This is a genomic window from Streptomyces glaucosporus, from assembly GCF_039533345.1.
Classification (GTDB): domain Bacteria; phylum Actinomycetota; class Actinomycetes; order Streptomycetales; family Streptomycetaceae; genus Streptomyces; species Streptomyces glaucosporus.
In genome coordinates, this window is sequence record NZ_BAAATJ010000001.1 from 349,354 (window position 1) to 374,374 (window position 25,021).

General features: G+C 72.3%; 23 protein-coding genes and 1 tRNA gene. 11 read left to right on the top strand and 13 right to left on the bottom strand.

The features are described 5' to 3' along the window. Positions 1-13: 13 nt before the first annotated feature. From pknB to ABD358_RS01610, 6 genes are all read right to left on the bottom strand, one after another. The gene (pknB, locus tag ABD358_RS01585; RefSeq protein WP_344628932.1) at positions 14-2,029 is read right to left on the bottom strand and encodes a Stk1 family PASTA domain-containing Ser/Thr kinase; all 2,016 of its coding nucleotides are present in this window, start codon (positions 2,027-2,029) and stop codon (positions 14-16) included. 123 nt (positions 2,030-2,152) lie between these two features. Then, on the bottom strand, positions 2,153-3,619 hold the full coding sequence (locus ABD358_RS01590; RefSeq protein WP_344628933.1) for a peptidoglycan D,D-transpeptidase FtsI family protein: 1,467 nt from the start codon (positions 3,617-3,619) through the stop codon (positions 2,153-2,155). Further along, positions 3,616-5,010 carry an FtsW/RodA/SpoVE family cell cycle protein gene (locus ABD358_RS01595; protein WP_344628934.1) on the bottom strand — a complete coding sequence of 465 codons (1,395 nt, stop codon included), beginning with the start codon at positions 5,008-5,010 and terminating at the stop codon, positions 3,616-3,618. The genes ABD358_RS01590 and ABD358_RS01595 overlap by 4 nt, the downstream gene beginning before the upstream one ends. 13 nt (positions 5,011-5,023) lie before the next feature. Continuing rightward, positions 5,024-6,559 carry a Stp1/IreP family PP2C-type Ser/Thr phosphatase gene (locus ABD358_RS01600; RefSeq protein WP_344628935.1) on the bottom strand — a complete coding sequence of 512 codons (1,536 nt, stop codon included), beginning with the start codon at positions 6,557-6,559 and terminating at the stop codon, positions 5,024-5,026. A gap of 68 nt (positions 6,560-6,627) precedes the next feature. Continuing rightward, positions 6,628-7,125, bottom strand: coding sequence for an FHA domain-containing protein FhaB/FipA (locus ABD358_RS01605; RefSeq protein ID WP_344628936.1), 498 nt, complete (start codon positions 7,123-7,125; stop codon positions 6,628-6,630). A 10-nt stretch (positions 7,126-7,135) separates the two neighbouring features. Then, complete coding sequence (locus ABD358_RS01610) at positions 7,136-7,948, bottom strand: FHA domain-containing protein (protein ID WP_344628937.1); 813 nt, start codon at positions 7,946-7,948, stop codon at positions 7,136-7,138. Positions 7,949-8,264: 316 nt separating this feature from the next. Here ABD358_RS01610 and ABD358_RS01615 point away from each other — a divergent pair. The 4 genes from ABD358_RS01615 to ABD358_RS01630 all read left to right on the top strand — a co-directional run bounded on the left by ABD358_RS01615 (position 8,265) and on the right by ABD358_RS01630 (position 11,470). Beyond that, positions 8,265-8,348 (top strand) — tRNA-Leu (locus tag ABD358_RS01615). A gap of 232 nt (positions 8,349-8,580) precedes the next feature. Next, positions 8,581-9,972 (top strand): DUF2252 domain-containing protein, encoded by a 1,392-nt coding sequence (locus tag ABD358_RS01620; protein WP_344628938.1) that lies wholly within the window; start codon positions 8,581-8,583, stop codon positions 9,970-9,972. 160 nt (positions 9,973-10,132) lie between these two features. Beyond that, positions 10,133-11,035, top strand: a complete 903-nt coding sequence (locus ABD358_RS01625; protein ID WP_344628939.1) for a hypothetical protein — start codon at positions 10,133-10,135, stop codon at positions 11,033-11,035. A gap of 93 nt (positions 11,036-11,128) precedes the next feature. After that, positions 11,129-11,470 carry a rhodanese-like domain-containing protein gene (locus ABD358_RS01630; RefSeq protein ID WP_344628940.1) on the top strand — a complete coding sequence of 114 codons (342 nt, stop codon included), beginning with the start codon at positions 11,129-11,131 and terminating at the stop codon, positions 11,468-11,470. Between the two features lie 57 nt (positions 11,471-11,527). On the opposite strand, the gene ABD358_RS01635 is transcribed toward ABD358_RS01630, so the two are convergent. Genes ABD358_RS01635 through paaA form a run of 5 tightly spaced genes read right to left on the bottom strand, consistent with a single transcriptional unit; the run spans position 11,528 to position 15,105 of the window. Further along, on the bottom strand, positions 11,528-12,595 hold the full coding sequence (locus tag ABD358_RS01635) for a 2Fe-2S iron-sulfur cluster-binding protein (RefSeq protein WP_344628941.1): 1,068 nt from the start codon (positions 12,593-12,595) through the stop codon (positions 11,528-11,530). Continuing rightward, complete coding sequence (gene paaD, locus ABD358_RS01640; protein ID WP_344628942.1) at positions 12,592-13,128, bottom strand: 1,2-phenylacetyl-CoA epoxidase subunit PaaD; 537 nt, start codon at positions 13,126-13,128, stop codon at positions 12,592-12,594. The genes ABD358_RS01635 and paaD overlap by 4 nt, the downstream gene beginning before the upstream one ends. Next, positions 13,125-13,838, bottom strand: a complete 714-nt coding sequence (paaC, locus tag ABD358_RS01645; protein WP_344628943.1) for a 1,2-phenylacetyl-CoA epoxidase subunit PaaC — start codon at positions 13,836-13,838, stop codon at positions 13,125-13,127. The genes paaD and paaC overlap by 4 nt, the downstream gene beginning before the upstream one ends. Continuing rightward, the gene (paaB, locus tag ABD358_RS01650; RefSeq protein WP_344628944.1) at positions 13,835-14,122 is read right to left on the bottom strand and encodes a 1,2-phenylacetyl-CoA epoxidase subunit PaaB; all 288 of its coding nucleotides are present in this window, start codon (positions 14,120-14,122) and stop codon (positions 13,835-13,837) included. Before paaB ends, paaC begins: the two co-directional genes overlap by 4 nt. Beyond that, positions 14,119-15,105 carry a 1,2-phenylacetyl-CoA epoxidase subunit PaaA gene (gene paaA / locus ABD358_RS01655; protein WP_344628945.1) on the bottom strand — a complete coding sequence of 329 codons (987 nt, stop codon included), beginning with the start codon at positions 15,103-15,105 and terminating at the stop codon, positions 14,119-14,121. The genes paaB and paaA overlap by 4 nt, the downstream gene beginning before the upstream one ends. A gap of 229 nt (positions 15,106-15,334) precedes the next feature. On the opposite strand from paaA, the gene ABD358_RS01660 reads away from it, so the two are divergent. The 3 genes from ABD358_RS01660 to ABD358_RS01670 are packed head-to-tail and all read left to right on the top strand — an operon-like array spanning position 15,335 to position 18,140. Further along, a complete protein-coding gene (locus ABD358_RS01660; protein WP_344628946.1) occupies positions 15,335-16,009 on the top strand; it encodes a DUF5819 family protein in 675 nt (224 codons plus the stop codon). Beyond that, positions 16,006-17,457 carry an HTTM domain-containing protein gene (locus ABD358_RS01665; protein ID WP_425576213.1) on the top strand — a complete coding sequence of 484 codons (1,452 nt, stop codon included), beginning with the start codon at positions 16,006-16,008 and terminating at the stop codon, positions 17,455-17,457. The genes ABD358_RS01660 and ABD358_RS01665 overlap by 4 nt, the downstream gene beginning before the upstream one ends. Next, the gene (locus tag ABD358_RS01670) at positions 17,454-18,140 is read left to right on the top strand and encodes a TrmH family RNA methyltransferase (RefSeq protein ID WP_344628947.1); all 687 of its coding nucleotides are present in this window, start codon (positions 17,454-17,456) and stop codon (positions 18,138-18,140) included. The genes ABD358_RS01665 and ABD358_RS01670 overlap by 4 nt, the downstream gene beginning before the upstream one ends. A gap of 67 nt (positions 18,141-18,207) precedes the next feature. Here the strand turns inward: ABD358_RS01670 and paaN are convergent, their stop codons facing one another. Then, on the bottom strand, positions 18,208-19,920 hold the full coding sequence (gene paaN, locus ABD358_RS01675; RefSeq protein WP_344628948.1) for a phenylacetic acid degradation protein PaaN: 1,713 nt from the start codon (positions 19,918-19,920) through the stop codon (positions 18,208-18,210). Positions 19,921-20,083: 163 nt separating this feature from the next. On the opposite strand from paaN, the gene ABD358_RS01680 reads away from it, so the two are divergent. Then, positions 20,084-20,692: a TetR/AcrR family transcriptional regulator gene (locus tag ABD358_RS01680; protein WP_344628949.1), complete on the top strand. Its 609-nt coding sequence runs from the start codon at positions 20,084-20,086 to the stop codon at positions 20,690-20,692. A gap of 28 nt (positions 20,693-20,720) precedes the next feature. On the opposite strand, the gene ABD358_RS01685 is transcribed toward ABD358_RS01680, so the two are convergent. Continuing rightward, positions 20,721-21,221: an Lrp/AsnC family transcriptional regulator gene (locus ABD358_RS01685; RefSeq protein WP_344628950.1), complete on the bottom strand. Its 501-nt coding sequence runs from the start codon at positions 21,219-21,221 to the stop codon at positions 20,721-20,723. A gap of 178 nt (positions 21,222-21,399) precedes the next feature. Between ABD358_RS01685 and pdhA the strand changes: the two genes are divergently transcribed. From pdhA to ABD358_RS01700, 3 genes are read left to right on the top strand one after another with little or no spacing between them, the layout of a single operon-like run. After that, entirely contained in the window at positions 21,400-22,548 is a 1,149-nt protein-coding gene (gene pdhA / locus ABD358_RS01690) for a pyruvate dehydrogenase (acetyl-transferring) E1 component subunit alpha (protein ID WP_344628951.1), read from the top strand. Next, complete coding sequence (locus tag ABD358_RS01695) at positions 22,545-23,630, top strand: alpha-ketoacid dehydrogenase subunit beta (RefSeq protein ID WP_344628952.1); 1,086 nt, start codon at positions 22,545-22,547, stop codon at positions 23,628-23,630. The genes pdhA and ABD358_RS01695 overlap by 4 nt, the downstream gene beginning before the upstream one ends. Further along, the gene (locus ABD358_RS01700; protein ID WP_344628953.1) at positions 23,630-25,015 is read left to right on the top strand and encodes a dihydrolipoamide acetyltransferase family protein; all 1,386 of its coding nucleotides are present in this window, start codon (positions 23,630-23,632) and stop codon (positions 25,013-25,015) included. Before ABD358_RS01695 ends, ABD358_RS01700 begins: the two co-directional genes overlap by 1 nt. Positions 25,016-25,021: the final 6 nt, after the last annotated feature.

The following is a 25,021-nucleotide window of genomic DNA, read 5'->3' on the forward strand; positions in this document are numbered from 1 at the left end:
GCGGTGCGGCGGGTCAGTCGTCGCGCCCGCCGTTCATGCCCTGGATGAAGCCGCCCGGACCGCCACCCGGACCGCCGCCCGGACCACCGTTGCCGTTTCCGCCGCCCCCGCCGAAGGCGTACACGGTGATCGAGTCGCCCTTCTTGAGCTGGGAGTCGGGGCCCGGGTTGGTGTTGATGACCCTGGCGTTCTCGTCGTTCGACCCCTCGACGCTGACCTGGAGACCCAGGTCCTCAAGCGCCTTGCGGGCCTCCTTCAGCGACTTGCCCTGGAGGTTCGGGACGGTGACCGGCTGCTCCGCGGGAGCCTTGGCCACGGTCAGGGTGATCTTGGAGCCGGGGTCCGCCTTGGTGTTGGCGGGCAGGCTCTGCTCCAGCACCGTGTCCGGCGCCTGGGAGCCGTCCTCCCGTTCGGCCCTCTCGACGGCGAAGCCCAGGGCCTCCAGCTGGTTCTTGGCCTCCTCGAAGGGCTTCCCGGTCACGGACGGGACGGTCTGCCGGGTGTCCTCCTGGGCCACGGTCAGGGTGACGGTGGAACCGGGCTTGGCCTTCTCCCCGCCCGCCGGATCCTGCTCGATGACCGTTCCGGCCGGCTGCTCGGAGATCTCCGTCTCGCGCTCGACCTCGAAGCCCGCGTCCCTCAGCTCCTTCTCGGCCGTGTCGGCGTCCTCGCCGACGAGGTCCGGAACCTCGATGTCGCTGGGACCCTTGGACATGATCAGCGTGATCGTGCTGCCCTCGGGGACCGCGGTGCCCTCGGGCGGATCGGTCTTGCAGACCGTGTCCTTCTTCTGCTCGCAGAACTCGCTGGCGCCCTTGGCCACCTCCAGTCTGGTGTTCTGCGCCTCCTCCTGGGCCTCGGAGAAGCTGAGCCCGGCGAGGTCGGGAACCCGCGGCTCGTTCCCCGAGGGACTGAAGATCACCTTGCCGATGAAGACCGCGCCGACCAGCACCAGGATGCCGCCGAGCACCAGCAGGATCGTGGAGAGGTTGTTCTTCCCCTGGCGGCGCCGGTCGGGCCGCTCGTCGTAGCCGTAGCCGCCGTCGTCCTCGCGCATCGGCGGCAGCATGGACGTCTGGCCGGCCGCCGGGGCGGTGGCGCGGAGGGCGGCGGTGGGCTGGTCCTCCGGGTGGTAGCCGCCGCCGGGCCCGTAGGACCCCGCGCCCATCGCCGCAGCGGCGCCGACGGGCTGGCCGTCGAGGGCCGCCTCGATGTCGGCGCGCATCTCGTCGGCGGACTGGTACCGGTAGTCCGGATCCTTCACCAGCGCCTTGAGGACGATGGCGTCCATCTCCGGCGTGATCTCGGGATCGAAGACGCTCGGCGGCTGCGGCTCCTCCCGCACGTGCTGGTAGGCGACCGCGACGGGGGAGTCGCCCACGAAGGGCGGCCGCACGGTCAGCAGCTCGTACAGCAGGCAGCCCGTGGAGTAGAGGTCGGAGCGGGCGTCCACGGTCTCGCCCTTGGCCTGCTCCGGGGAGAGGTACTGGGCGGTGCCGATGACGGCCGCCGTCTGGGTCATGGTCATGCCGGAATCGCCCATGGCGCGGGCGATGCCGAAGTCCATCACCTTGACCTGCCCGGTGCGCGTCAGCATGACGTTCGCGGGCTTGATGTCGCGGTGGACGATGCCGTTGCGGTGCGAGTACTCCAGGGCCTGGAGGATGCCGACGCACATCTCCAGCGAGCGCTCGGGCAGCAGCTTGCGGCCGGAGTGCAGCAGCTCGCGCAGGGTGGAGCCGTCGACGTACTCCATGACGATGTACGGGATGGAGACGCCGTCGACGTAGTCCTCGCCGGTGTCGTAGACGGCGACGATCGCCGGGTGGTTGAGCGAGGCGGCCGACTGGGCCTCACGGCGGAAGCGGGCCTGGAACGTGGGGTCGCGGGCGAGGTCCACCCGGAGCGTCTTCACCGCGACGGTACGGCCCAGGCGGGTGTCGTGGGCGAGGTAGACCTCGGCCATACCGCCTCGGCCGAGCACCGAGCCCAGCTCGTACCGGCCGCCGAGGCGACGCGGCTCTTCCATAGTCTCCAGCCCTCTCTTCGTCCTGACCGTCTCCCTGCGGTCCGGCGGTGCTGCTCGGCATACCGTACCCGGACCGGGCGAAGGGCAGGGAACGCGGCTGCCGACGCGACCCCTGGCTCCAGGTCACCGCCTGCCGTCGAGCGCGGCCTCCATCATGGCCTTGGCGACCGGGGCGGCCAGGCCGCCGCCGGAGATGTCCGCGCGGGCGGCGTTGGAGTCCTCGATCACCACGGCGACGGCCACCGGCGAGGAGCCGTCGCCGAGCTTCGCGTACGAGACGAACCAGGCGTACGGGTTCTTGCTGTTGCCCTCACCGTGCTGGGCGGTACCGGTCTTGCCGCCGACTGTGACGCCGTCGATCCGGGCGGTGGTTCCGGTGCCCTTCTCGACGACCGTCTCCATCATCTGCTGGAGCTTCTGGGCGTTCTCCGGCGAGACGGCCTGGCCGATCTCCTCGGGGGTGTGCTCCTCGACGACGTTGAGGCTCGGGGCGACGAGCTTGTCGACCATGTACGGCTGCATCAGCTTGCCGTCGTTGGCGACGGCGGCGGCGACCATGGCCATCTGGAGCGGGGTGGCGCGGTTGGACGCCTGGCCGATGCCGGCCTGGGCGTTCTGGGAGGGGATGTCCTCGGGGTAGACGGACTCGACGGCGCGGACCGGGATGAAGTGCTCCTTGTTGAAGCCGAACTTCTCGGCGTACTCGATCATCTTCTCGTTGCTGATCTCGGCGCTGATCTTGGCGAAGACGGTGTTGCAGGACCACTGCATGGCCACCCGCAGCGAAGCGTTCTCACAGGGGTGGTTGCCGCTGTTGGGCAGCGGGGTCCTGGTACCGGGGAGCACGTACGGGTCCGGAGTGTCGGTCTTCTGGTCGATGTCGTACTTGCCGCTCTCCAGCGCCGCGGCGGCGGTGACGATCTTGAACGTCGAGCCCGGCGGGTAGGTCTGGCGCAGCGCCCGGTTGAGCATCGGCTCGTCGGGGTTCTCCTTCTTCTGGAGGGAGTTCCAGGCCTCCCCGTCCTTGGAGGAGGTGCCCGCGAAGGAGGAGGGGTCGTACGACGGCTTGCTGATCAGACCGAGGATGGCGCCGGTCTGGGGGTCGATCGCGACGGCCGCGCCCTTCTTGTCGCCCATGGCCTTGTAGCCGGCCTCCTGGACCTTGGCGTCCAGCGTCGTGATGACGTTGCCGCCCTTCCGGTCCTTGCCGGTGAGCATGTCGATGGTGCGGTTGAAGAACAGCCGGTCGTCGTTGCCGGTGAGGATGCCGTCGTAGATCTTCTCCAGCTGCGAGGCGTCGAACGCCTGGGAGGCGTACCCGGTCACGGGCGCCCACATCTTGCCGTTCTTGTACGTCCGCTTGAACTTGAAGTCGTTGCCCTCGGTCTCGACCGAGCCGGTGATGGACTTGCCGTTGGCGAGGAGGATGTCGCCGCGCGGCTGGCTGTAACGCTCGATGGCGACACGGCGGTTGTACTTGTCGTTCTGCAGTTCGTCGGCCTGGACGAGCTGGATCCAGTTGCCGCGGATCATCAGGGCGACCATGAGCAGGCCGCAGAAGATGGCGACGCGGCGCAGGGGCTTGTTCACGATCGGACCACCTGGGTCATCTCGGCGTCGGGTGAGGACACGGGGGCGGGGGCGGGGCGCCGCGCGGTGTCGCTGATTCTCAGCAGGATCGCGACGAGGGCCCAGTTGGCGATGACCGACGAACCGCCCTGTGCGAGGAAGGGCATGGTCATGCCGGTCAGCGGGATCAGGGCCATGACGCCGCCCGCCACCACGAAGACCTGGATCGCGAAGGCCGCGGAGAGGCCGACGGCGAGCAGCTTGCCGAAGGGGTCGCGGGCGGCCAGGGCGGTGCGGATGCCGCGCTCGACGAGCAGGCCGTACAGCAGGACGAACGCCATGACGCCGGTCAGGCCCAGCTCCTCGCCCACGGTGGCGAAGATGTAGTCGCTCTTGGCCGCGAACATGATCAGGTCGGTGTTGCCCTGGCCGAGGCCGGTGCCGAGGATGCCGCCGGCGCCGAAGGCCCACATGGCCTCCGCGGGCTGGGTGCGCTCACCGGTCTCGCGGACGTGGTGGAAGGGGTCCAGCCAGTCCTGGACGCGGCTCTGGACGTGGGGCTCGAAGCTGGCCACGGTCACGGCGCCGACGGCGGCCAGGGTGAGGCCGAAGAGGATCCAGCTCGTCCGCTCGGTGGCCACGTAGAGCATCACGACGAAGAGGCCGAAGAAGAGGAGCGAGGTGCCCAGGTCGGTCTCGAAGACCAGGATGAGCACGCTCAGCGCCCAGATCACCAGGATCGGGCCGAGGTCGCGGCCCCGGGGCAGGTACAGGCCCATGAAGCGGCGGCTGGCCAGGGCGAGGGCGTCCCTCTTGACCATCAGGTAGCCGGCGAAGAACACCGCGATGATGATCTTGGCGAACTCGCCCGGCTGGATGGACATGCCGCCGATGGTGATCCAGATCCTGGCGCCGTAGACCGCCGGGAAGAACATCGGCAGGACCAGCAGGATCAGCGCCACCACCATGGAGATGTAGGTGTAGCGCTGCAGGACGCGGTGGTCCTTGAGGAAGATCAGCACCCCGAGGAAGAGGGCTATCCCCAGCGCGGACCACATCAGCTGGCTGGTCGCGGCCGGGGCATCCCTCAGCCGCTCCGACTGGTCGAGTCTCCAGATCAGGACCAGACCGAGCCCGTTGAGGAGTGTGGCGATGGGCAGCATCAGCGGGTCGGCGTACGGCGCGAACTTCCGCACCACCAGATGGGCCACGCCGGCGAGCAGGCCGAGGCCGAGGCCGTAGCCCAGCATTCCGGCGGGAAGCTCGCCGTCGATGGCCAGACCCACGTTGGCATAGGCGAACACCGGGACGAGCACGGCGAAGGCGAGCATCGCCAGCTCGGTGTTGCGGCGGCTGGGCAGCCCTCCCGAGGAGATCGTCGTGTTGCTGCCGGTGGAGTGACTGGTGCTCATGGAGTGCGGCCCCCTATGGCGTGGTGCACTGCTTGGCGAGCTTCTGCTGTTCCTCCGGAAGGGTGGGGCCGGGGGTCGGAGCGGTGGAGCTCTTGCTGGTGCTGACGGTGTCGGCCGAGGCGGCGGACGGACTGGTGGTCGAGGTGGGGGCCGGCGTCTGCCCGCCGGTCTCCCCGTCCACCGCGGAGCCGTCCTTGGCCTCGGCGCGCTCCCGGCTCTTCCGCTGCTCGGCGACGAGCTTGCAGACCTCGGCCTGTTCCCCCAGCTTCTCCAGGCGGTCCTCGGCCTGGGCGAGGCTGCCCATGGAGATGCCTTCCTTGATCTGGTCGCGCTGGTAGACCGGGAGGTACTTGAGTTCGATCGCGGAGTGCCGTTCGACCTCGCTCAGCGAGAACCAGCCGAGCTTCTGGCTGAGGCCGCGGTAGATCGCGACGCGGTCGCCCTCGGCGCCCACGTAGTACTGGGTCTGCACCCAGCGCCAGCCACCGTACAGGCCGCCGCCGATCACGCCCAGGACGAGCGCGATCAGCAGGGTCCGCTTGAACCACTTCCAGCCTCTTCTGGGCTTGGTGAGGTCCCCCTCGGCGTACGCGCCGAAGGCCCCGCCGGGCGGCGGGCCGCCGACCGGGCCGCCGCTGCCGGGCGGGCCGAAGCTGCCCTGCGGGCCGTCGGGCGTCTGCTGCTGGGGCACTCCGCGGCCGAGTTCGGCGGCGCGGGCGGCCGGGGTCTGGAGGGTGCCCGGGTCGCCGAGCTGGTGCTGGTTCTCCGCGACGGCGCCCACGATGACCGGGGTGTCGTTGAGCCGGCCGGCGAGGGTGTCGTTGTCGTCGACGTCGAGGACGTCGGCGACGATGCAGGTGATGTTGTCGGGACCGCCGCCGCGCAGGGCGAGCTGGATCAGCTCCTGCACCGTCTCGTGCGGCCCCTGGTAGCTGGCGAGGGTCTCCTCCATCGTCTGGTGGCTGACGACGCCGGACAGGCCGTCGGAGCACAGCAGGTAGCGGTCGCCGGGCCGCACCTCGCGGATGGACAGGTCGGGCTCCACGCGGTCGCCGCTGCCCAGCGCGCGCATCAGCAGGGAGCGCTGCGGGTGGGTGGTGGCCTCCTCCTCGGTGATCCGCCCCTCGTCCACCAGGCGCTGCACCCAGGTGTGGTCCTGGGTGATCTGGGTGAGCTGGCCGTCGCGCAGCAGGTAGGCGCGGGAGTCGCCGACGTGGACGAGACCGAGCCGCCGGCCGGTCCACAGCAGGGCGGTGAGCGTGGTGCCCATGCCCTCCAGCTGCGGGTCCTCCTCGACCATGATGCGCAGCTGCTCGTTGGCGCGCTGCACGGCGGTGCCCAGGGAGGTGAGGACGTCGGAGCCGGGGATGTCGTCGTCGAGCTGGACGAGGATGGAGATCACCTCGGAGCTGGCGACCTCCCCGGCGGCCTGGCCGCCCATGCCGTCGGCGATCGCGAGCAGCCGGGGCCCGGCGTAGCCGGAGTCCTCGTTGCCCTCGCGGATCATGCCTTTGTGCGATCCGGCGGCGAAGCGCAGTGACAGACTCATGCGCACCTCGCCCGTCGGCTCCGGGTACATCCGCACGGTGCCCACCCTCCGGTCGTCATGGTCGTTCACTACTTCCGCAGCTCGATGACCGTCTTGCCGATGCGGATCGGCGCGCCGGGCGGGATCGGCGTCGGTGTGGTGAGCCGGGTCCGGTCGAGGTACGTGCCGTTGGTGGATCCCAGGTCCTCGACGATCCACTGGCCGTCGCGGTCCGGGTAGATCCTGGCATGGCGGCTGGAGGCGTAGTCGTCGTCCAGCACGATCGTCGAGTCGTGGGCCCGGCCGAGGGTGATGGTCTGCCCCTGCAGGGCCACGGTGGTGCCGGTGAGCGAGCCCTCGGTCACCACGAGTTTGGTCGGTGCGCCGCGGCGCCGGCCGCCGCGGGCGGCGGGCTGCGCCGACTGGCGCGGCTGGGGCGGACGCTGGCCCTCGCCGCGTCGGGTAGTGCGCTGGGTCACGCGGGTGCCGAAGAGGTCGCTCCTGATGACCTGCACGGTCACGATGACGAACAGCCACAGTACGGCGAGAAAGCCCAACCGCATGACCGTCAGGGTCAGCTCTGACATTGCCCCCGCTTCACCCTTCGGCTTGCCGGTAAATGATCGTGGTGCTGCCCACGACGATGCGTGAGCCGTCGCGGAGCGTAGCGCGCGTGGTGTGCTGCCCGTCTACCACGATGCCGTTGGTGGAGCCCAGGTCCTGGATCGTCGTGGGGTTCCCGGCCCGGATCTCGCAGTGGCGCCGGGAGACGCCGGGGTCGTCGATCCGCACGTCGGTCTCGGTGGAGCGGCCCAGCACCATGGTGGGCCGGGAGATCTGGTGGCGGGTGCCGTTGATCTCGATCCAGCGGCGGGTCTGGACGGGCGGCAGCGGACCCGCCCCGCCGGGCGCCCCGGGCGGCGGGCCGGCGGGCATGGGAGGCATGCCGGCGGGACGCTGCGGCGGGTAGCCGTAGCCGCCGGGGCCGCCGCCCGGGGCGCCGCGCGGGGGCTGCTGGGACGAGGGCTGGGAGCTGCTGGCGGCGAGCGTGCGGCTGCGGACCCGGTACAGGCCGGTGTCGAGGTCCTCGGCCTTCTCCAGGTGGACCTTGACCGAGCCCATGAAGGTGTACCGCTGCTGCTTGGCGTACTCGCGCACCATGCCGGCCAGCTCGTCGCCGAGCTGCCCGGAGTAGGGGCTGAGGCGCTCGTAGTCCGGGGTGCTGAGCTCGACGATGAAGTCGTTGGGAACGACGGTCCGTTCGCGGTTCCAGATGGTGGCGTTGTTGTCGCACTCGCGCTGGAGGGCACCCGCGATCTCGACGGGCTGCACCTCGGACTTGAACACCTTGGCGAAGGTGCCGTTGACGAGGCCTTCGAGACGCTGCTCGAAGCGCTTCAGGACTCCCACGGTGCACCTCCTTCCCCGATGCCCTCTGCTCTAGTGCGCTGGGCGCACACGACGCGTTGCCTCCGATACTGCTTACTGATCGTATCCACGCGCGAGGAAAACGGCTGGTTCCCCACCGGGGCCCGGCGCGCGGGTGTCACCCCTCACACGGATCGTAGAGGGGGTACGGGACCAGTGTCCCAAACCGGCGGCCGTCGATACGGGTGTGAGACCACCCCGGACGACGTGCTAATGTTCTGTGTGTCGCCAGGGGCTCCCGGCGAACCGGACGAAAGCAGTCCGGGGAGTGTGGGAGAATCGAAACGACAACACCCATGCGCGGGTGGCGGAATAGGCAGACGCGCTGGATTCAGGTTCCAGTGCCCGAAAGGGCGTGGGGGTTCAACTCCCCCCTCGCGCACAGAGAGAACGCGAAGCGGGTCTCTTGCAGTGACCAACATCACTGTAAGGGGCCCGCTTCGCTGTGCGCTGCCACTGGTTCCCGTGCGGTGTCCCGTCCGTTGCCCCGCGCGGTACGCCCGCCCACGGGGACTGACGCCCGCATGGGTAGGCGAGTACCTTCTTGACCGTTCCGGACCGCGGATCGTCCCGATCACCGCCGGTCGTCGAAGAAGTGCGCAGGGGGTGGGACCGTGGCCGAGAGGCTGCCGTACGTACCGGGATTCGCGGACCGGGGGAGCCGGGAGTCGCCGAAGCGGGCCGGCAAGGCGCTGAGGGAGTCGGTGCCGCGGGCCGCCCACGCGGGATTCTCCGAGGCGCCGGGGCGGCCCGACGCGGTGACCGCCGTGGAGGAGTCCAACCGCGGCAGGATCGAGGAGCTGATCCCGATCCGCGTCGGGCGGATGGTCGCCTCCCCCTTCGCCTTCCTGCGCGGCTCGGCCGGCCTGATGGCGTACGACCTGGCGCACGGCACCCCCGCCACCGGGATCGGCGCGCAGATCTGCGGAGACGCCCACGCCGCCAACTTCGGCCTCTACGGGGACGCCCGCGGCGGGCTGACCATCGACCTCAACGACTTCGACGAGACCGCGCGCGGCCCCTGGGAGTGGGACCTCAAGCGGCTGGCCGCCTCCCTGGTGCTGGCCGGCCGCGAGGCGGGACTGGGCGAGGACGTCTGCCGCGAGGCGGCGTACGACGCGGCCGGGGCGTACCGGCGCACGGCGCGCCTGCTGGCGGGGATGCCGGCCGCGGACGCCTGGAACGCCGTCGCCGACGAGGAGCTCGTCTCGCACACCGCCGCCCACGACCTGCTGGGCACCCTGGAACGGGTCGCCGACAAGGCCCGGCGCAACACCAGCGCGCGCTTCGCCGCGAAGTCCACCCGGGAGACGGAGGACGGCGGACGGTGCTTCGTGGACGCCCCGCCCGTACTGCGGAGGGCGTCCGACCAGGAGGCGGCGGCCGTGGCCTCCTCCCTGGAGGAGTACCTGGGCACCCTGCCGGAGGACCGGCTTCCGCTGCTGGCCCGGTACGCGGTCCACGACGTGGCGTTCCGGGTCGTCGGGACCGGGAGCGTGGGCACCCGCTCGTACGTCGTGCTACTCCTGGACCACCTGGGCAAGCCGCTGGTGCTCCAGGTGAAGGAGGCGCGGCCCTCGGTGCTGCGGCCGTACACGGCCCTGGCGGGCTTCACCGAGCCGGAACCGGAGCACGAGGGGCGCCGGGTGGTGCTGGGGCAGCAGCGGATGCAGGTGGTGTCCGACACACTGCTGGGCTGGACGACGGTCGAGGGGCGCCCCTGCCAGGTGCGGCAGTTCCGCAACCGCAAGGGCAGCGTGGACCCGGCGGCGCTGTCCGCGGGCGAGATCGACGACTACGGGCGGATGACGGGCGCCCTGCTGGCCCGCGCGCACGCCCACAGCGCCGATCCGCGCCTCCTGGCGGGATACTGCGGCAAGTCGGGCGAGCTGGACGAGGCGGTGGCCGCCTTCGCCGTGGCCTACGCGGACCGCACGGAGAAGGACCACGCGGAGCTGGCGGCCGCCGTGCGCGCCGGGCGGCTGCCCGCCGAGCAGGGAGTGTGACGGCACGGGGCGTGCTGGGGGCGCGTGCGGGGATGTGACGGCACGGGCGGCCGGAGCCGTAGGCTGGCCGGGTGACGCCGCGACCTCCCGGGCGCTCCCGGGCGGGCTGCGGCGGACGGCCCCGCCAGGGGCGCAGTGAACCGCCATCGCGAGGAAGCCAGTGAATCCGGAAGCCCAGCAGGAAGCCCGGCAGGCCGAGCGACAGGCCGTCGAACGCCTCGAACGCGCCGTCCGCGCGGCCGAGAACGCGCTGATCGAGTACGAGATCGCCGTGGAGACCTTCCGCGTCGAGGTGGAGAACTTCTCCCGGCTGCACGAACAGCGCCTCGGACCGCTGTACGGCCGGATCGAGGAGCTGGACGTCCTGATCGCCGAGGCCGTGGCCGCGCGGACCGGCGACCCGGAGGACGTGCGCCGGGCGCGGACGGCGCGGGCGGCCTTCCTGCCGATGCCGGCCGTGGAGGAGCTCTACCAGGGCTGGATGGACTCCGGCGGGCTGCCGCCGGAGGCCACCGCCATGCTCACCGGGCAGCGGGTGAGGCCGCCGGAGCGGGTGCGGCCCAGCGAGAGGGCCCGGCGCCTGTACCGGGAGCTGGTCCGCTCCGCGCACCCGGACCTGGCGCAGGAGGACGCGGACCGGGAGCGGCGCGAGGAGTTCATGACCCGGGTGAACAAGGCGTATGCCGACGGGGACGAGGAGCTGCTCGCGCGGCTGACCGAGGAGTGGGCGTCGGGGCCGTCCGATCCGAAGGAGCGGGAGGCGCTCCGCAGCGAGGAGCTGTACGCGCGCCTGGAGTGGCTGGCGCGGCGCAAGGAGATGCTGACCCGGGTCGCCGCCGAACTGGAGGGCGGTGCGATCGGTTCCATGATCAAGCTGGCGGGTGACGACCCGGACGGCCTGCTGGAGGAGATCGCCGAGGGGCTGCGCGGGAAGATCGCCGAGAGGGAGGCGCGGCTGGCCGAGCTGACCGCACCGGCGGGTCCGGTGGACCGGAATTCCTGGGCGGGCCGGACGGACCAGTCGGACCAGGCGGGCCGGGCCGATCCCGGAGCGGCGTTCTAGGTTCGGTCCGTGGCCGGCCGGTTCGGCGGTCGGAGCGTTCGATGTGCGAGACGGCGCCGGAGGACCCGGTGCCGGAGGAAGGGGCGTGACCCTGTGCAGTACGGCCGATTTCCGGCGGTGGACGCCGAGGCGGTGCCGTCCGACGGCTTCCTGCTGGATGTCCGGGAGGACGACGAGTGGGCGGCCGGGCACGCCGAGGGAGCCCTCCACGTTCCGATGAGCGAGTTCGTGGAACGGCTGGCCGAGGTGACCGAGAGGGCCGCGGACCGGAAGGTGTATGTGGTCTGCCGGGTCGGCGGCCGGTCGGCGCAGGTCACCCAGTACCTGCTGGCGCAGGGCGTCGACGCGGTGAACGTCGAGGGCGGCATGAAGGCGTGGGAGGCGGCCGGCCGGCCGCTGGTGAACGACGGGCAGGGTCCGGCCCACGTGCTGTGAGGTCCGCGGGCTGCGAAAGGACGGTCGGCCCGCCCGCACGAGCGGGCGGGCCGACCGTCAGGCGTCGAAGTCCACCTCGACCGTTCCCGTGACCGGACGCGACTGGCAGGCCAGCACGTAGCCGGACGACACCTCTTCCGGTTCCAGCGCGAAGTTGCGGTCCATCCGCACCTCGCCGGAGAGCAGCTTCACGCGGCAGGTACCGCACACCCCGCCCTTGCAGGCGTACGGGGCGTCGGAGCGGTTGCGCAACACCGTCTCCAGCAGGGTCTCGCCGTCCCCGACCGGCCAGACGCCCACCCGGCCGCCGAGTGTGGCGGTGAGCTTCGCCCCGGCGGGCGCGGGCCGGGCAGGGCCCTGTGCCGCCCCGCCCGCGGAGGCGTCGTCCACGTGGAAGATCTCCTGGTGGATAGCGGAGGCCGGCACTCCGAGCGAGGTCAGGGCCCTCTCCGCGCCGTCGACCAGGCCGTGCGGCCCGCACAGGAACCAGCCGTCGACGTCGGCCACCGGCAGCAGGGAGGGCAGCAGGGAGACCAGACGCTCGGCGTCGAGCCGCCCGGTGGGCAGGCCCGCCTGCCGCTCCTCGCGGGAGAGCGTGTGCACCAGCTGGAAGCGGTCGGGATGGCGGTCCTTCAGCTCGGCGACCTCCTCCAGGAACATCGCCGATGCCGCCGTGCGGTCGCTGCGGACCAGGCAGAACCGGGCGTCCGGCTGCTCCGCGAGGAGAGTGGAGGCGATGGACAGCACCGGGGTGATGCCGCTGCCGCCGACGATCGCGGCGAATCGGCCCGGCCGCGGACGCAGCGTGAAACGGCCCGTCGGCGGCATCACCTCGACCGTGTCCCCGGCCGACAGCTCCTTGAGGGCGTAGGCGGAGAACGCGCCGCCCTCCACCAGCCGGATGCCCACCTTCAGCACCGGCTCGCCGGGCGGTGGCACGGCCGCGGCGCAGACCGAGTACGTGCGGCGCACCTCCACGCCGTCCAGTTCGCGGCGGAGCGTGACGTGCTGGCCGGGGACGTGGCGGAAGGTGTCGTGCAGCTCGGGCGGCACCGCGAACGTCACGGCCACCGAGTCGTCCGTGAGCCGCTCGACCTCGCGGACCCGGAGCGGATGGAACCTCATGTCAGCTCCTTGAAGTGGTCGAACGGCTCCCGGCAGGACGCGCAGCGGCGCAGCGCCTTGCAGGCGGTGGAGGAGAAGCGGCTGAGCAGGGCGGTGTCGGTGGAGCCGCAGTGGGGGCAGCGGATGGCGAGGTCCACCGCGACCGGGCCGCCGGCCGCGTCCCCCGCCCCGGCCGTTCCGGGGCGGGGCGGGGCTATTCCGAACTCCGCCAGCTTGCGGCGGCCCTCGGCGCTGATCGCGTCAGTCGTCCAGGGGGGCGAGAGAACCGTCCGGACGGTCACCTCCGCCACACCGTGCTCGCGCAACACCTGTTCGACATCGGCCGCCATCGCCTCGACGGCCGGGCAGCCGGTGTAGGTCGGGGTCAGTTCGACCTCCACCCGGCCCGGCCCGATGACATGGAGGCCGCGCAGGATGCCCAGGTCGGACAGGGTCAGCACGGGAAGTTCCGGGTCGGGGACGGCGCCGGCGATCCGGCGCAGCTCCTCCTCCGGCCCGGTCGTCCCCCCGGCCGCCCCGGTGCGGGCGGTCACCACGACGCCCCCGGGTGGCTGCGGTGCAGGTGCTGCATCTCGGCGAGCATCCGGCCGAACGGCTCGGTGTGGACGCCCTGCCGTCCGGCGCCGGCGGCCCATGCGGCGCCCTGCGGGCCCTCGGGGAGGGAGAGGCCGGCGCGGTCCAGTACGCCGGCGACCCGCCGCGTCCACTCCTCCCGCAGGCTCTCCCAGCCGACTGCCAGGCCCTCCACGGGCCGGAACAGCTCGCCGGTGTAGCGCCACAGCGCGTCCAGCGCGTTCCGCATCCGCTCACGGCTGACATCGGTGCCGTCGCCCAGCCGCAGTGTCCAGTGCTCGGCGTGGTCGCGGTGGTAGGCGACCTCCTTGACGGCTTTCGCGGCCAGCGCGGCCAGCTCGTCCCGGCCCGTGGCGAGCCGGTCGTACAGCAGCTCCTGGTACACGGAGAAGTACAGCTGGCGGGCGATGGTGTGGGCGAAGTCGCCGTTGGGCCGCTCCACGAGCTGGACGTTGGTGAACTCCCGCTCCTCCCGGAGGTACGCCAGTTCGTCCTCGTCGCCCGCCATCGACAGCAGGGCGCGGGCCTGGCCGAGGAGGTCCAGCGCGATGTTGGCGAGGGCGACCTCCTCCTCCAGGACGGGTGCGTGCCCGGCCCACTCCCCCAGGCGGTGGGAGAGGACCAGGGCGTCGTCGCCGAGGGCCAGGACGGCCGTACGGGGAACGCTCACAGGTGCCGCACCCCCTCGGGGACCTCGTAGAAGGTGGGATGGCGGTAGGGCTTGTCGGCGGCGGGCTCGAAGAAGGGATCCTTCTCGTCCGGCGAGGAGGCGGTGATCGCGGCCGAGGGCACCACCCAGATCGAGACGCCCTCCGACCGCCGGGTGTAGAGGTCCCGTGCGTTGCGCAGGGCCATTTCGGCGTCGGGCGCGTGGAGGCTGCCGGCGTGGGTGTGGGAGAGCCCGCGCCTGCTGCGGACGAAGACCTCCCACAGGGGCCAGTCGCTGGTGGTCATGCCGTCACCCTTCCGTCGCGGTTCCGCTCCCCGTGCTTGCGGGCGTACGCGGCCGCGGCCTCGCGCACCCAGGCGCCCTCCTCGTGGGCGCGGCGCCGCTGGTCCAGCCGCTGCTCGTTGCAGGGGCCGTTGCCGCGCAGCACCTCGTTGAACTCGTCCCAGTCGATGGGCCCGTAGTCGTAGTGGCCGCGCTCCTCGTTCCAGCGCAGTTCCGGATCGGGCAGCGTCAGCCCGAGGGACTCGGCCTGGGGGACGCAGATGTCCACGAACCGCTGGCGCAGCTCGTCGTTGGAGTGCCGCTTGATCTTCCAGGCCATGGACCGCGCGGAGTGCTTCGACTCGTTGTCGGGCGGACCGAACATCATCAGCGACGGCCACCACCAGCGGTTGACGGCGTCCTGCGCCATCGCGTGCTGGGCCGGCGTGCCCCGGCTCAGGGCGAGCAGCAGCTCGTAGCCCTGGCGCTGGTGGAAGGACTCCTCCTTGCAGATGCGGACCATGGCCCGTGCGTACGGCCCGTAGGAACAGCGGCACAGCGGCACCTGGTTGGTGATCGCCGCGCCGTCCACCAGCCAGCCGATCGCTCCCACGTCGGCCCAGGTCAGGGTGGGGTAGTTGAAGATCGAGGAGTACTTCTGACGTCCCGAGTGCAGCTTGTCGAGCAGCTCGTCGCGACTGACGCCCAGGGTCTCGGCGGCGCTGTAGAGGTACAGCCCGTGCCCGGCCTCGTCCTGCACCTTGGCCATCAGGATCGCCTTGCGGCGCAGCGAGGGCGCCCGCGTGATCCAGTTGGCCTCCGGCTGCATGCCGATGATCTCGGAGTGGGCGTGCTGGGCCATCTGGCGCACCAGCGTCGCGCGGTAGGCGTCGGGCATCCAGTCGCGCGGCTCGATCCGCTCGTCCGCGGCGATGGCCGCGTCGAACACCGTCTCGTACGCCTCGGGACCTCCGCCCTGGTCCGTCTCCGGCAGCAGCGTCGTCATGCACAGCTCCCTTGCTCCAGGCGAGGAACCAATCAACCGACCGATCGTTCGGTCCAATGGTCGTCGGCGAGGTCCGGGGGTGTCAAGGCTGTGGATAACCTCGGTAGGGTCGCCTCGGGCCGCGGCGGGCGCGGGGGACGCCGGCGCGGCGGGGGACGAGGGCACGCCGGTTTGGACACCGGGCCGGACACGGGGCCGGACACCGGACGGGCATCGGATGGGGGAGGGCATGGAGCCACAAGCGCAGACGCACCGGGAGGGGACGCCGCCGTCGGGCGTGATGGCCCTCCCGCCTCCGGCGCGGGCCGCCGTCGCGGTCGTGCTGGGGGCCGTCGCCGTGTTCGTCGCGGTGCACCTGGCGGCCGTCTTCCTCCACGTCGCCCCGTCGAACACCATCAGCAAGCAGCACGGCGAGGCGGTGGAGGAGTACGTCTTCCCCGAGTTCGAGCAGAACTGGAAGCTGTTCGCGCCCAACCCGCTCCAGCAGAACATCGCCGTCCACGCCCGCGCCGAGGTGCTCAAGCCGGACGGCACCACCGAGCGGACCGGATGGGTGGACCTGTCGGCCATGGACGTCGAGGACATCCGCGGCAACCCCTTCCCCAGCCACACCGAGCAGAACGAACTGCGCCGGGCCTGGGACTTCTTCACCGGCTCGCACGGCGACGACAACCGGCCGAACGGCCTGCGCGGCGAACTCTCCGAGGAGTACCTGCGGCGGATCGTGATGCTGCGGTTCGGGCCCGAGCTCAACGGGGGCGAGGTCAGGCGGATCCAGCTGCGGTCGGCCACCACCCCGGTCGCACCGCCGCCGTGGAGCGGCGAGAGCATCAGCACGGAGACCACGTACCGGACGCTGCCCTGGTGGGCGGTCGACCGCTCGGACGTTCCGGAGGGCAAGTGACGCAGTCCGACATCGGCGGGACCGGCTCGCCCGTCCCCGGGAACCGCGGTGCGCGGGACACGGCACGGCCGGTCCGGGACGTCCCGGAGGACGGCACCCCGCCGCGCCCCCGGGAAACGGACCCGGAATCGGTCCGCACCCTGGCGCGGCGGTTCACCGCGAAAGCCGACCGCGCGGTCGTGAGCGGCATCACCAAGGTCACCGACCGGGCGCTGGGCCCCTACCAGACCGCGGTCGTCCGGATCGGGTTCTCCCTCACCTGGCTGGTCTTCCTGCTGTTCGAGTGGCCGAACCGGCACGAGCTGTACGGGCCGGACGGCCCGTGGAGCTGGGAGCTGGGCAGGAGGCTGGTCGAGAGCAACCACGCCTTCACGGTGCTGCTGTGGTCCGACAGCACCGTGTGGTTCGAGGCCGTCTACGCCCTCGCGGTGCTCTCCAGCGCCGCCCTGCTGGTCGGCTGGCGCACCCGGACGATGTCGGTCCTCTTCATGGTCGGCGTGCTGTCGCTCCAGAACCGCAGCGTCTTCATGGGCGACGGCGGCGACAACGTCATCCACCTGATGGCGATGTATCTGGTGCTCACCCGCTGCGGTCTGGTGTGGTCCCTGGACGCCCGCCGCCGGGCCCGTCGACGGCCGGACGGCGCGGGCACCGACCCGGTGGGCGTCGCGCTGTGGACGGTGCTGGGGACCGCGCTGCTGGTGGCCACCGTGCGCGGCGAAATCGGCTGGTTCGGGGACGACGGCCCGGTGCCCCTCGTCGGCTGGGCGACCGTCCTGTGGAGCCTGTGGCTGGTGTACGGCCTGTGGTGGTGGGTACGGCCCACCCGGTCCGCCGACGGAGACGGGGACGGCGGCGCGGACGCCGCCGGGGACGCAGACGGGGACGGCGGCGCGGAGACGGGGAGGAGGGCCGACGTCCGGCGCCTGATGGACGTCCTCGGCAACGTGGCGCACAACGCGGCCCTGCTGGTGATCATGGTCGAGGTCTGCCTGATCTACGCGACCGCCGGCTGGTACAAGATCCAGGGTTCGCGCTGGCAGGACGGCACCGCCGTCTACTATCCCCTGCACCTGGACTACTTCTCCCCCTGGCCCGGCCTCGCCGAGGTGCTGGGCAGCAGCGGGCTGATGGTCATGCTGCTGAGCTACGGCACGGTGATCGTGCAGGTCGCCTTCCCCTTCACCCTCTTCAACCGCCGGGTGAAGAACGTGCTGCTGGCCCTGATGATGCTGGAGCACGCCGGCATCGCCGTCGTCCTCGGACTGCCGTTCTTCTCGCTCGCCATGATCGCGGCCGACGCGGTCTTCCTGCCGACGGTCTTCCTGGTGTGGCTGGGCGGCCGGGCGTCGCGGCTGGGCAGGCGGCTCCGCCCGCGCTCCTGGGAGGAGGCGGAGCGGGACGGGCGGACGGAGGCGGACGGCTCCCCCCGTACCCTCGTGGGATGAGCGGCAGCGAGACCATGCCCCGGGGAGGGGACGGCGAGCCGGCGAACGGCGAACCGGTGCAGTACGACGAGGGCTACGGCCCGCAGGTGGGGGTCGGCCCCCATCCCGAGCCGTGGCCCGAGGACGAGCGGTACGACCCGGAACTGCTGGCCCACGGGGACCGGCGCAACGTCGTCGACCGCTACCGCTACTGGAGACGCGAGGCGATCGTCGCCGACCTCGACACCCGGCGGCACGACTTCCACGTCGCGGTGGAGAACTGGACCCACGACTTCAACATCGGCAGTGTCGTCCGCACCGCCAACGCCTTCCTCGCGGGGAAGGTCCACATCGTCGGCAAGCGCCGCTGGAACCGGCGCGGCGCGATGGTCACCGACCGGTACCAGCACATCGTCCACCACCCGGACGTGGCGGCCCTCGCCGCCTGGGCGCGCGCCGAGGAGCTGCCGATCATCGGCATCGACAACCTCCCCGGCGCGGTCCCGCTGGAGACCACCGACCTGCCGCGCCGCTGCGTGCTGCTCTTCGGGCAGGAGGGCCCCGGGCTGACCCAGGAGGCGTGGAAGCACGCCGAGCGGGTCTGCTCCATCGCCCAGTTCGGCTCCACCCGCTCCATCAACGCGGGCGCGGCGGCGGCCATCGCCATGCACGCCTGGATCCGCGCGCACGCCGAGATCGGTTAGCCGCCGCACCCGCGCCCGCCGGGCGCGACACGGACGTGCCGGGAGGCCGGAGGGACGGGAGACGGCGTCAGGCCGGGCGGCGCACCTCCACCATGCGGAAGCGGCTCGCCACGAAGGCGCCGTCGCACAGCGCCGCGTTGGCCGCCGGGTTGCCGCCGGAACCGTGGAAGTCGGAGAACGCCGCGGTCTGGTTGACGTACACCCCGCCCGTGAGGTTCAGCGAGAGCTGGGCGCACTCCTCCAGGCACGCCTCCTCGACCAGCCGCTCCACCTCCGGCGAGGTGGTGTACGCGCCGACCGTCATCGCGCCCTTCTCCCGGACCGTGCGGCGCAGCAGGGCGACCGCGTCGGCGGTGGAGTCCACCGCGACGGCGAAGGACACCGGGCCGAAGCACTCCGACATGCAGACCGGCTCCGAGTCCGGCCGGGCGCCGTCCAGCTTGACGATCACCGGGGTGCGGACCGTGGCGTCGGGGAACTCCGGATGGGGCACCTCGCGGGAGGCGAGGGCTACCTCGCCCAGCTTCGCCGCGCCCTCCAGCCGCTCCCGCACCCCGGGGTTGACGATCGCGCCCAGCAGCGCGGCGGCCCGCTGGTCGTCGCCGAGCAGCTTGTCCACCGCGGACGCCAGGTCGGAGACGACCTCGTCGTAGGACTTGTGGCCCGCGTCGGTGTCGATGCCGCCCCGCGGGATCAGGAGGTTCTGCGGGGTGGTGCACATCTGGCCGCTGTAGAGGGAGAGGGAGAACGCCAGGTTGCCCAGCATGCCCCGGTAGTCGTCGGTGGAGTCGACGACCACCGTGTTGACCCCGGCCTTCTCGGTGAACACCTGGGCCTGGCGGGCGTTGGCCTCCAGCCAGTCCCCGAAGGCCGTCGAGCCGGTGTAGTCGATGATCCGGACCTCGGGGCGGACGGCCAGCTCCCTGGCGATGCCCTCGCCCTCCCGCTCGGCGGCCAGCGCCACCAGGTTCGGGTCGAAACCCGCCCCGGCGAGCGTCTCGCGGGCGGCCCGCACCGTCATGGCGAGCGGCAGGACCGCGCGCGGGTGCGGCTTGACCAGCACCGGGTTGCCCGTGGCCAGGGAGGCGAACAGACCCGGGTAGCCGTTCCAGGTCGGGAAGGTGTTGCAGCCGATCAGCAGCGAGACCCCCCGGGGCACCGGAGTGAACCGCTTGGCCAGGCTCAGCGGCTCCCGCTTGCCCTGCGGCTTCGTCCACTCCGCCGAGGCCGGGACGCGGGTCTGCTCGGCGTAGGCGTACGCCACCGCCTCCAGGCCGCGGTCCTGGGCGTGCGGACCGCCCGCCTGCATCGCCATCAGGTACGCCTGTCCGCTGGTGTGCATCACCGCGTGGGCGAACTCGTGGGTGCGCGCGTTGATCCGGGCCAGGATCTCCAGACACACCGCCGCCCGGACCTCGGGGCCCGCGTCCCGCCAGGCCGGCATCGCGGCGCGCATCGCGGGCAGCAGCACGTCGGCGTCGGCGTGGGGGTACTCGGTGCCCAGCGCCGGGCCGTACGGCGAGACCTCGCCCGCCACCCAGCCGTCCGTGCCGGGCTGGTCCAGGTCGAAGCGGGTGCCGAGCAGCGCGTCGAACGCGGCCTTCCCCTCGGCGGCGCCCAGGGACCCGTGCTCCTCGCCGTAGGCCTTGGGGTGCTCCGGATGGGGGGACCAGTACTCCCTGGTGCGGATCGCCTCCAGCGCCCGGTCCAGTGTGGGGCGGTGCTTCTCCACGAGCTGTGCCGGGACCGCCGGCGGGGCCTGGGTGGGTGCGGTGGCCATCGGGACCAACTCCTCGTCGAGCGGATGTGTCGAGCGGGTGCGTCGAGCGGGTGGACGGACTGCGCGCACGCGGACGGTGCGCGACCGGACGGACAGCTAGATACTGCTACCGAACGATCGGTCGGGCAAGAGGGGCGCGGAACCTGTGGATAACATCGGGGCCATGCCATCCAAGCCGTCAGCCAGGCCGCCCAGGCGCGACACCTACACGCCCGAATCGCTCCTCGCGGTGGCCGTGGAGGTCTTCAACGAGCGCGGTTACGACGGCACGTCCATGGAGCACCTCTCCCGCGCGGCGGGGATCTCCAAGTCGTCCATCTACCACCACGTGCGGAGCAAGGAGGAGCTGCTGCGCCGGGCGATATCCCGCGCGCTCGACGGCCTCTTCGCCGTGCTGGACGAACCGGAGGCGAACGAGGGGCGGGCGATCGACCGGCTGGAGCACGTCACCCGGCGCACCGTCGACGTGCTGACGGCCGAACTGCCCTACGTCACGCTGCTGCTGCGGGTGCGCGGCAACACCCGCACCGAGCGCTGGGCGATGGAGCGGCGGCGCGAGTTCGACCACCGGGTCGCCGAGCTGCTGAAGGCCGCCGTCGCCGAGGGGGACCTCCGCGCCGACCTCGACGCCCGGCTGACGACACGGCTGCTCTTCGGCATGATCAACTCCGTTGTGGAGTGGTACCGGCCCCTGCCCGGCGGGGCCTCCGACGGCGCCCGGGTCGCCGACACGGTGGTACGGCTGGCCTTCGAGGGGCTGCGGAAGCAGTAGGGGCGGCGGAGGGCCGGAAGCGTCCGGCTCACGGCTCCGGTTCGAGGTCGGTCTCCTCGAAGACCAGGAGCGTACGGGTGCTCAGCACCTCCGGGATCGCCTGGATGCGGGTGAGCACCAGTTCCCGCAGCGCCCGGTTGTCGGCGGTGTGCACCAGCAGCAGGACGTCGAAGTCCCCGCTGACCAGCGCGATGTGCGCGGCTCCCGGAAGGGCCTTGAGCTTCTCGCGCACCGTGCGCCAGGAGTTCTGCACGATCTTCAGCGTGATGTAGGCAGAGGCCCCCTGACCGGCGCGTTCGTGGTCCACGCGGGCCGTGAACCCGCGGATCACCCCGTCCTCGACGAGGCGGTTGATCCGGGCGTAGGCGTTCGCCCGCGACACGTGCACCCGCTCGGCCACCGACCGTATCGACGCTCTGCCGTCCAGTTGCAGCATCCGCAGGATGGCCCGGTCGACAGGGTCGAGCGGACGGGCCGCCGGCCGCTGGTCACCCTCCGGTTCCACGGAAGCCATCTGTTCTTCCGACATGGCCCGCCGCCTTCCCTCCATGGACGTCCTGCCGACATCCCACGCGCCGCAGAACCGTTTGTCCACAGGGCCTCCCCACCCGTAGCCAAAATGCGCCGGTGACCGAACAATCGGTAGGGGAGTCCGTCACCCTGCGTGGCTCCGCGTTCGCGATGCCCCCTGACCGGAGGTGCTCGACATGACGGTCCTGGAACAGCCAGGCGCCTACCGACCCGCGCCGCCCCCCGCCTGGCAGCCGCGCACAGACCCCGCGCCGCTGCTGCCGGACCCGGAGCCCTACCGGCTGCTGGGCACCGGGGCCGAGCTGGACCCGGAACTGCTCAGGACGCTCTACGGGCACCTGGTGAGGGGCCGCCGCTACAACCGGCAGGCCACCGCGCTCACCCGGCAGGGCCGGCTCGCCGTCTACCCCTCCTCCACCGGGCAGGAGGCGTGCGAGGTGGCCGCCGCGCTGGTCCTGAAGGAGCACGACTGGCTCTTTCCCAGCTACCGCGACACCCTCGCCGCCGTCGCCCGCGGCATGGACCCGGCCGAGGCGCTCGGCCTGCTCCGCGGCGACTGGCACACCGGCTACGACCCCCACGAGCACCGCGTCGCCCCGCTGTCCACCCCGCTGGCCACCCACCTTCCGCACGCCGTCGGGCTCGCCCACGCCGCCCGCCTCAAGGGCGACGACGTGGTGGCCCTGGCGATGGTCGGCGACGGCGGGACGAGCGAGGGCGACTTCCACGAGGCCCTGAACTTCGCCGCCGTCTGGCGGACGCCGGCCGTCTTCCTCGTCCAGAACAACGGCTTCGCGATCTCCGTGCCCCTCGCCAAGCAGACCGCCGCGCCCTCGCTGGCGCACAAGGCCGTCGGCTACGGCATCCCCGGCCGACTGGTGGACGGCAACGACGCGGCCGCCGTCCACCGGGTCCTCTCCGAGGCCGTCGAGCGCGCCCGCCGCGGGGAGGGACCCACCCTCGTCGAGGCCGTCACCTACCGGCTGGACGCCCACACCAACGCCGACGACGCCACCCGCTACCGCGACGACGCCGAGGTCGAGACCTGGCGCGAACACGACCCCGTGGTGCTGCTGGAACGGGAGATGACCGCCCGCGGCCTGCTCGACGAGGCGGAGCGGGACCGGGTGCACGAGGAGGCCGAGGAGATGGCCGCGCGGCTGCGCGCGCGGATGAACGAGGATCCGGTGCTCGATCCGATGGCCCTCTTCGACCACGTCTACGCGGAGAAGACCGCGCAGCTGAGGGAGCAGGCCGAGCGGCTGCGCGCCGAACTGGCGGCCGAGGAGAGCGCCGAGGAGAACCGGAAGGGGGACGAGCGATGACGACCGCCACCACCGGGACGGGGAAGGACGCCCGGCGGCCCGGGACCCCGGCCGCCCGCAAGCCCGCCACCATGGCCCAGGCGCTCACCCGGGCCCTGCGCGACGCGATGGCCGAGGATCCGTCCGTGCACGTGCTCGGCGAGGACGTCGGCACGCTCGGCGGTGTCTTCCGGATCACCGACGGCCTGACGGCGGAGTTCGGCGAGGACCGCTGCACCGACACCCCGCTGGCCGAGGCGGGCATCCTGGGGACGGCCGTCGGCATGGCGATGTACGGGCTGCGGCCCGTGGTGGAGATGCAGTTCGACGCCTTCGCCTACCCGGCGTTCGAACAGCTCCTCAGCCACGTCGCCAAGATGCGCAACCGCACGCGCGGCGCCCTGCCGCTGCCCATCACGATCCGCGTGCCCTACGGCGGCGGGATCGGCGGCGTGGAGCACCACAGCGACTCCTCCGAGGCCTACTACATGGCCACCCCCGGCCTCCACGTGGTGACCCCGGCGACCGTGGCCGACGCCTACGGGCTGCTGCGGGCCGCCATCGCCTCCGACGACCCGGTGGTCTTCCTGGAGCCCAAGCGGCTGTACTGGTCGAAGGCCGACTGGTCGCCCGAGGCGCCGCAGCCGGTCGCGCCCATCGGCCGCGCCGAGGTCCGCCGCGCGGGGACGTCCGCGACGCTGGTCACCTACGGGCCGTCGGTGCCGGTCTGCCTGGAGGCGGCCGAGGCCGCCCGCGAGGAGGGCTGGGACCTGGAGGTGGTCGACCTGCGCTCCCTGGTGCCCTTCGACGACGAGACGGTCTGCGCGTCGGTGCGGCGCACCGGGCGGGCCGTGGTCGTCCACGAGTCCAGTGCGTTCGGCGGCCCGGGCGGCGAGATCGCCGCCCGGATCACCGAGCGCTGCTTCCATCACCTGGAGGCGCCGGTGCTGCGGGTGGCCGGGTTCGACATCCCCTATCCGCCGCCCATGCTGGAGCGGCACCACCTGCCCGGCGTGGACCGGGTGCTGGACGCCGTCGCCCGGCTCCAGTGGGAGTCGGAGTGGACGGAGCGCCCCGAGGCGTTCGGCGGGGGTGGCCGCTGATGCCCGAGGTGCGCGAGTTCGCCCTGCCCGACCTGGGCGAGGGACTGACCGAGGCCGAGATCGTCCGCTGGCTGGTGTCCGTGGGCGACGTCGTCGCCGTGGACCAGCCCGTCGTGGAGGTCGAGACGGCCAAGGCGATGGTCGAGGTGCCCTGCCCGTACGGCGGTGTGGTCACCGCCAGGTTCGGGGAGGAGGGGGCCGAGGTCCCCGTGGGGGCGCCCCTGATCACGGTGGCCGTCGGCGCGTCCTCCGAGGACCGCGGGGGGGCCCGCGCCGAGGAGCCCGCGGAGTCGGAGGGCTCGGGGAACGTGCTGGTGGGCTACGGGACGGGGGCCCCCGCGGCCCGCCGCCGCCGGGTCCGCCCGGCGCCCCTCGCGGCCTCCCGGCCGGCCTCCCCCGCACCCGCGCCCGCGTCCGCCGTCGCCGCGGCGCCCGCGCCCGCCGACGCCCGGCCGCCCGCCGGCCCCGTCCCCGTGATCTCCCCGCTGGTGCGGCGGCTCGCGCGGGAGCACGGGCTCGACCTGCGCGGAATCACCGGGACCGGCCCGCGGGGGCTGATCCTGCGGGCGGACGTGGAGAGGGTCCTGGCCCGTACGGCCGCTCCCGCCGCCGTCCCCGCCGAGCCCGTACCGGCCGCCCACGCCGTGTCCTCTCCCACCGCCTCCGCCGTGTCCTCTCCCACCGCCTCCGCCGCGGCCGGCGAGCGCGTCCCGCTGCGCGGCCTGCGGGGCGCGATCGCCGAGAAGCTCGCCACCTCCCGGCGCGAGATTCCCGACGCCACCTGCTGGGTGGACGCCGACGCCACCGAACTGCTCGCCGCGCGGCGGGCGATGAACGGCGCCGCAGGACCCAAGATCTCCCTGCTGGCCGTCCTCGCCCGGATCTGCACGGCCGCTCTCGCCCGCTTCCCCGAGCTGAACGCGACCGTGGACACGGCCGCGCGCGAGATCGTCCGGCTGCCCGGCGTGCACCTGGGCTTCGCGGCCCAGACCGAGCGCGGACTGGTGGTCCCCGTCGTCCGCGACGCCCACCGGCGCGACACCACCGGCCTCACCGAGGAGATCGCCCGGCTCACCGAGGCCGCCCGTGCGGGGACGCTGAAACCGGCCGAACTGACCGGCGGCACCTTCACCCTCAACAACTACGGCGTGTTCGGGGTGGACGGCTCGACGCCGATCGTCAACCACCCCGAGGCGGCGATGCTCGGCGTCGGGCGCATCGTCCCCAAGCCGTGGGTGCACGAGGGCGAACTGGCCGTACGCCACGTCGTCCAGCTCTCGCTCACCTTCGACCACCGGGTGTGCGACGGCGGCACGGCGGGCGGCTTCCTGCGGTACGTGGCCGACTGCGTCGAGCATCCGGCCGTGCTGCTGCGCACCCTGTGAGGGCCA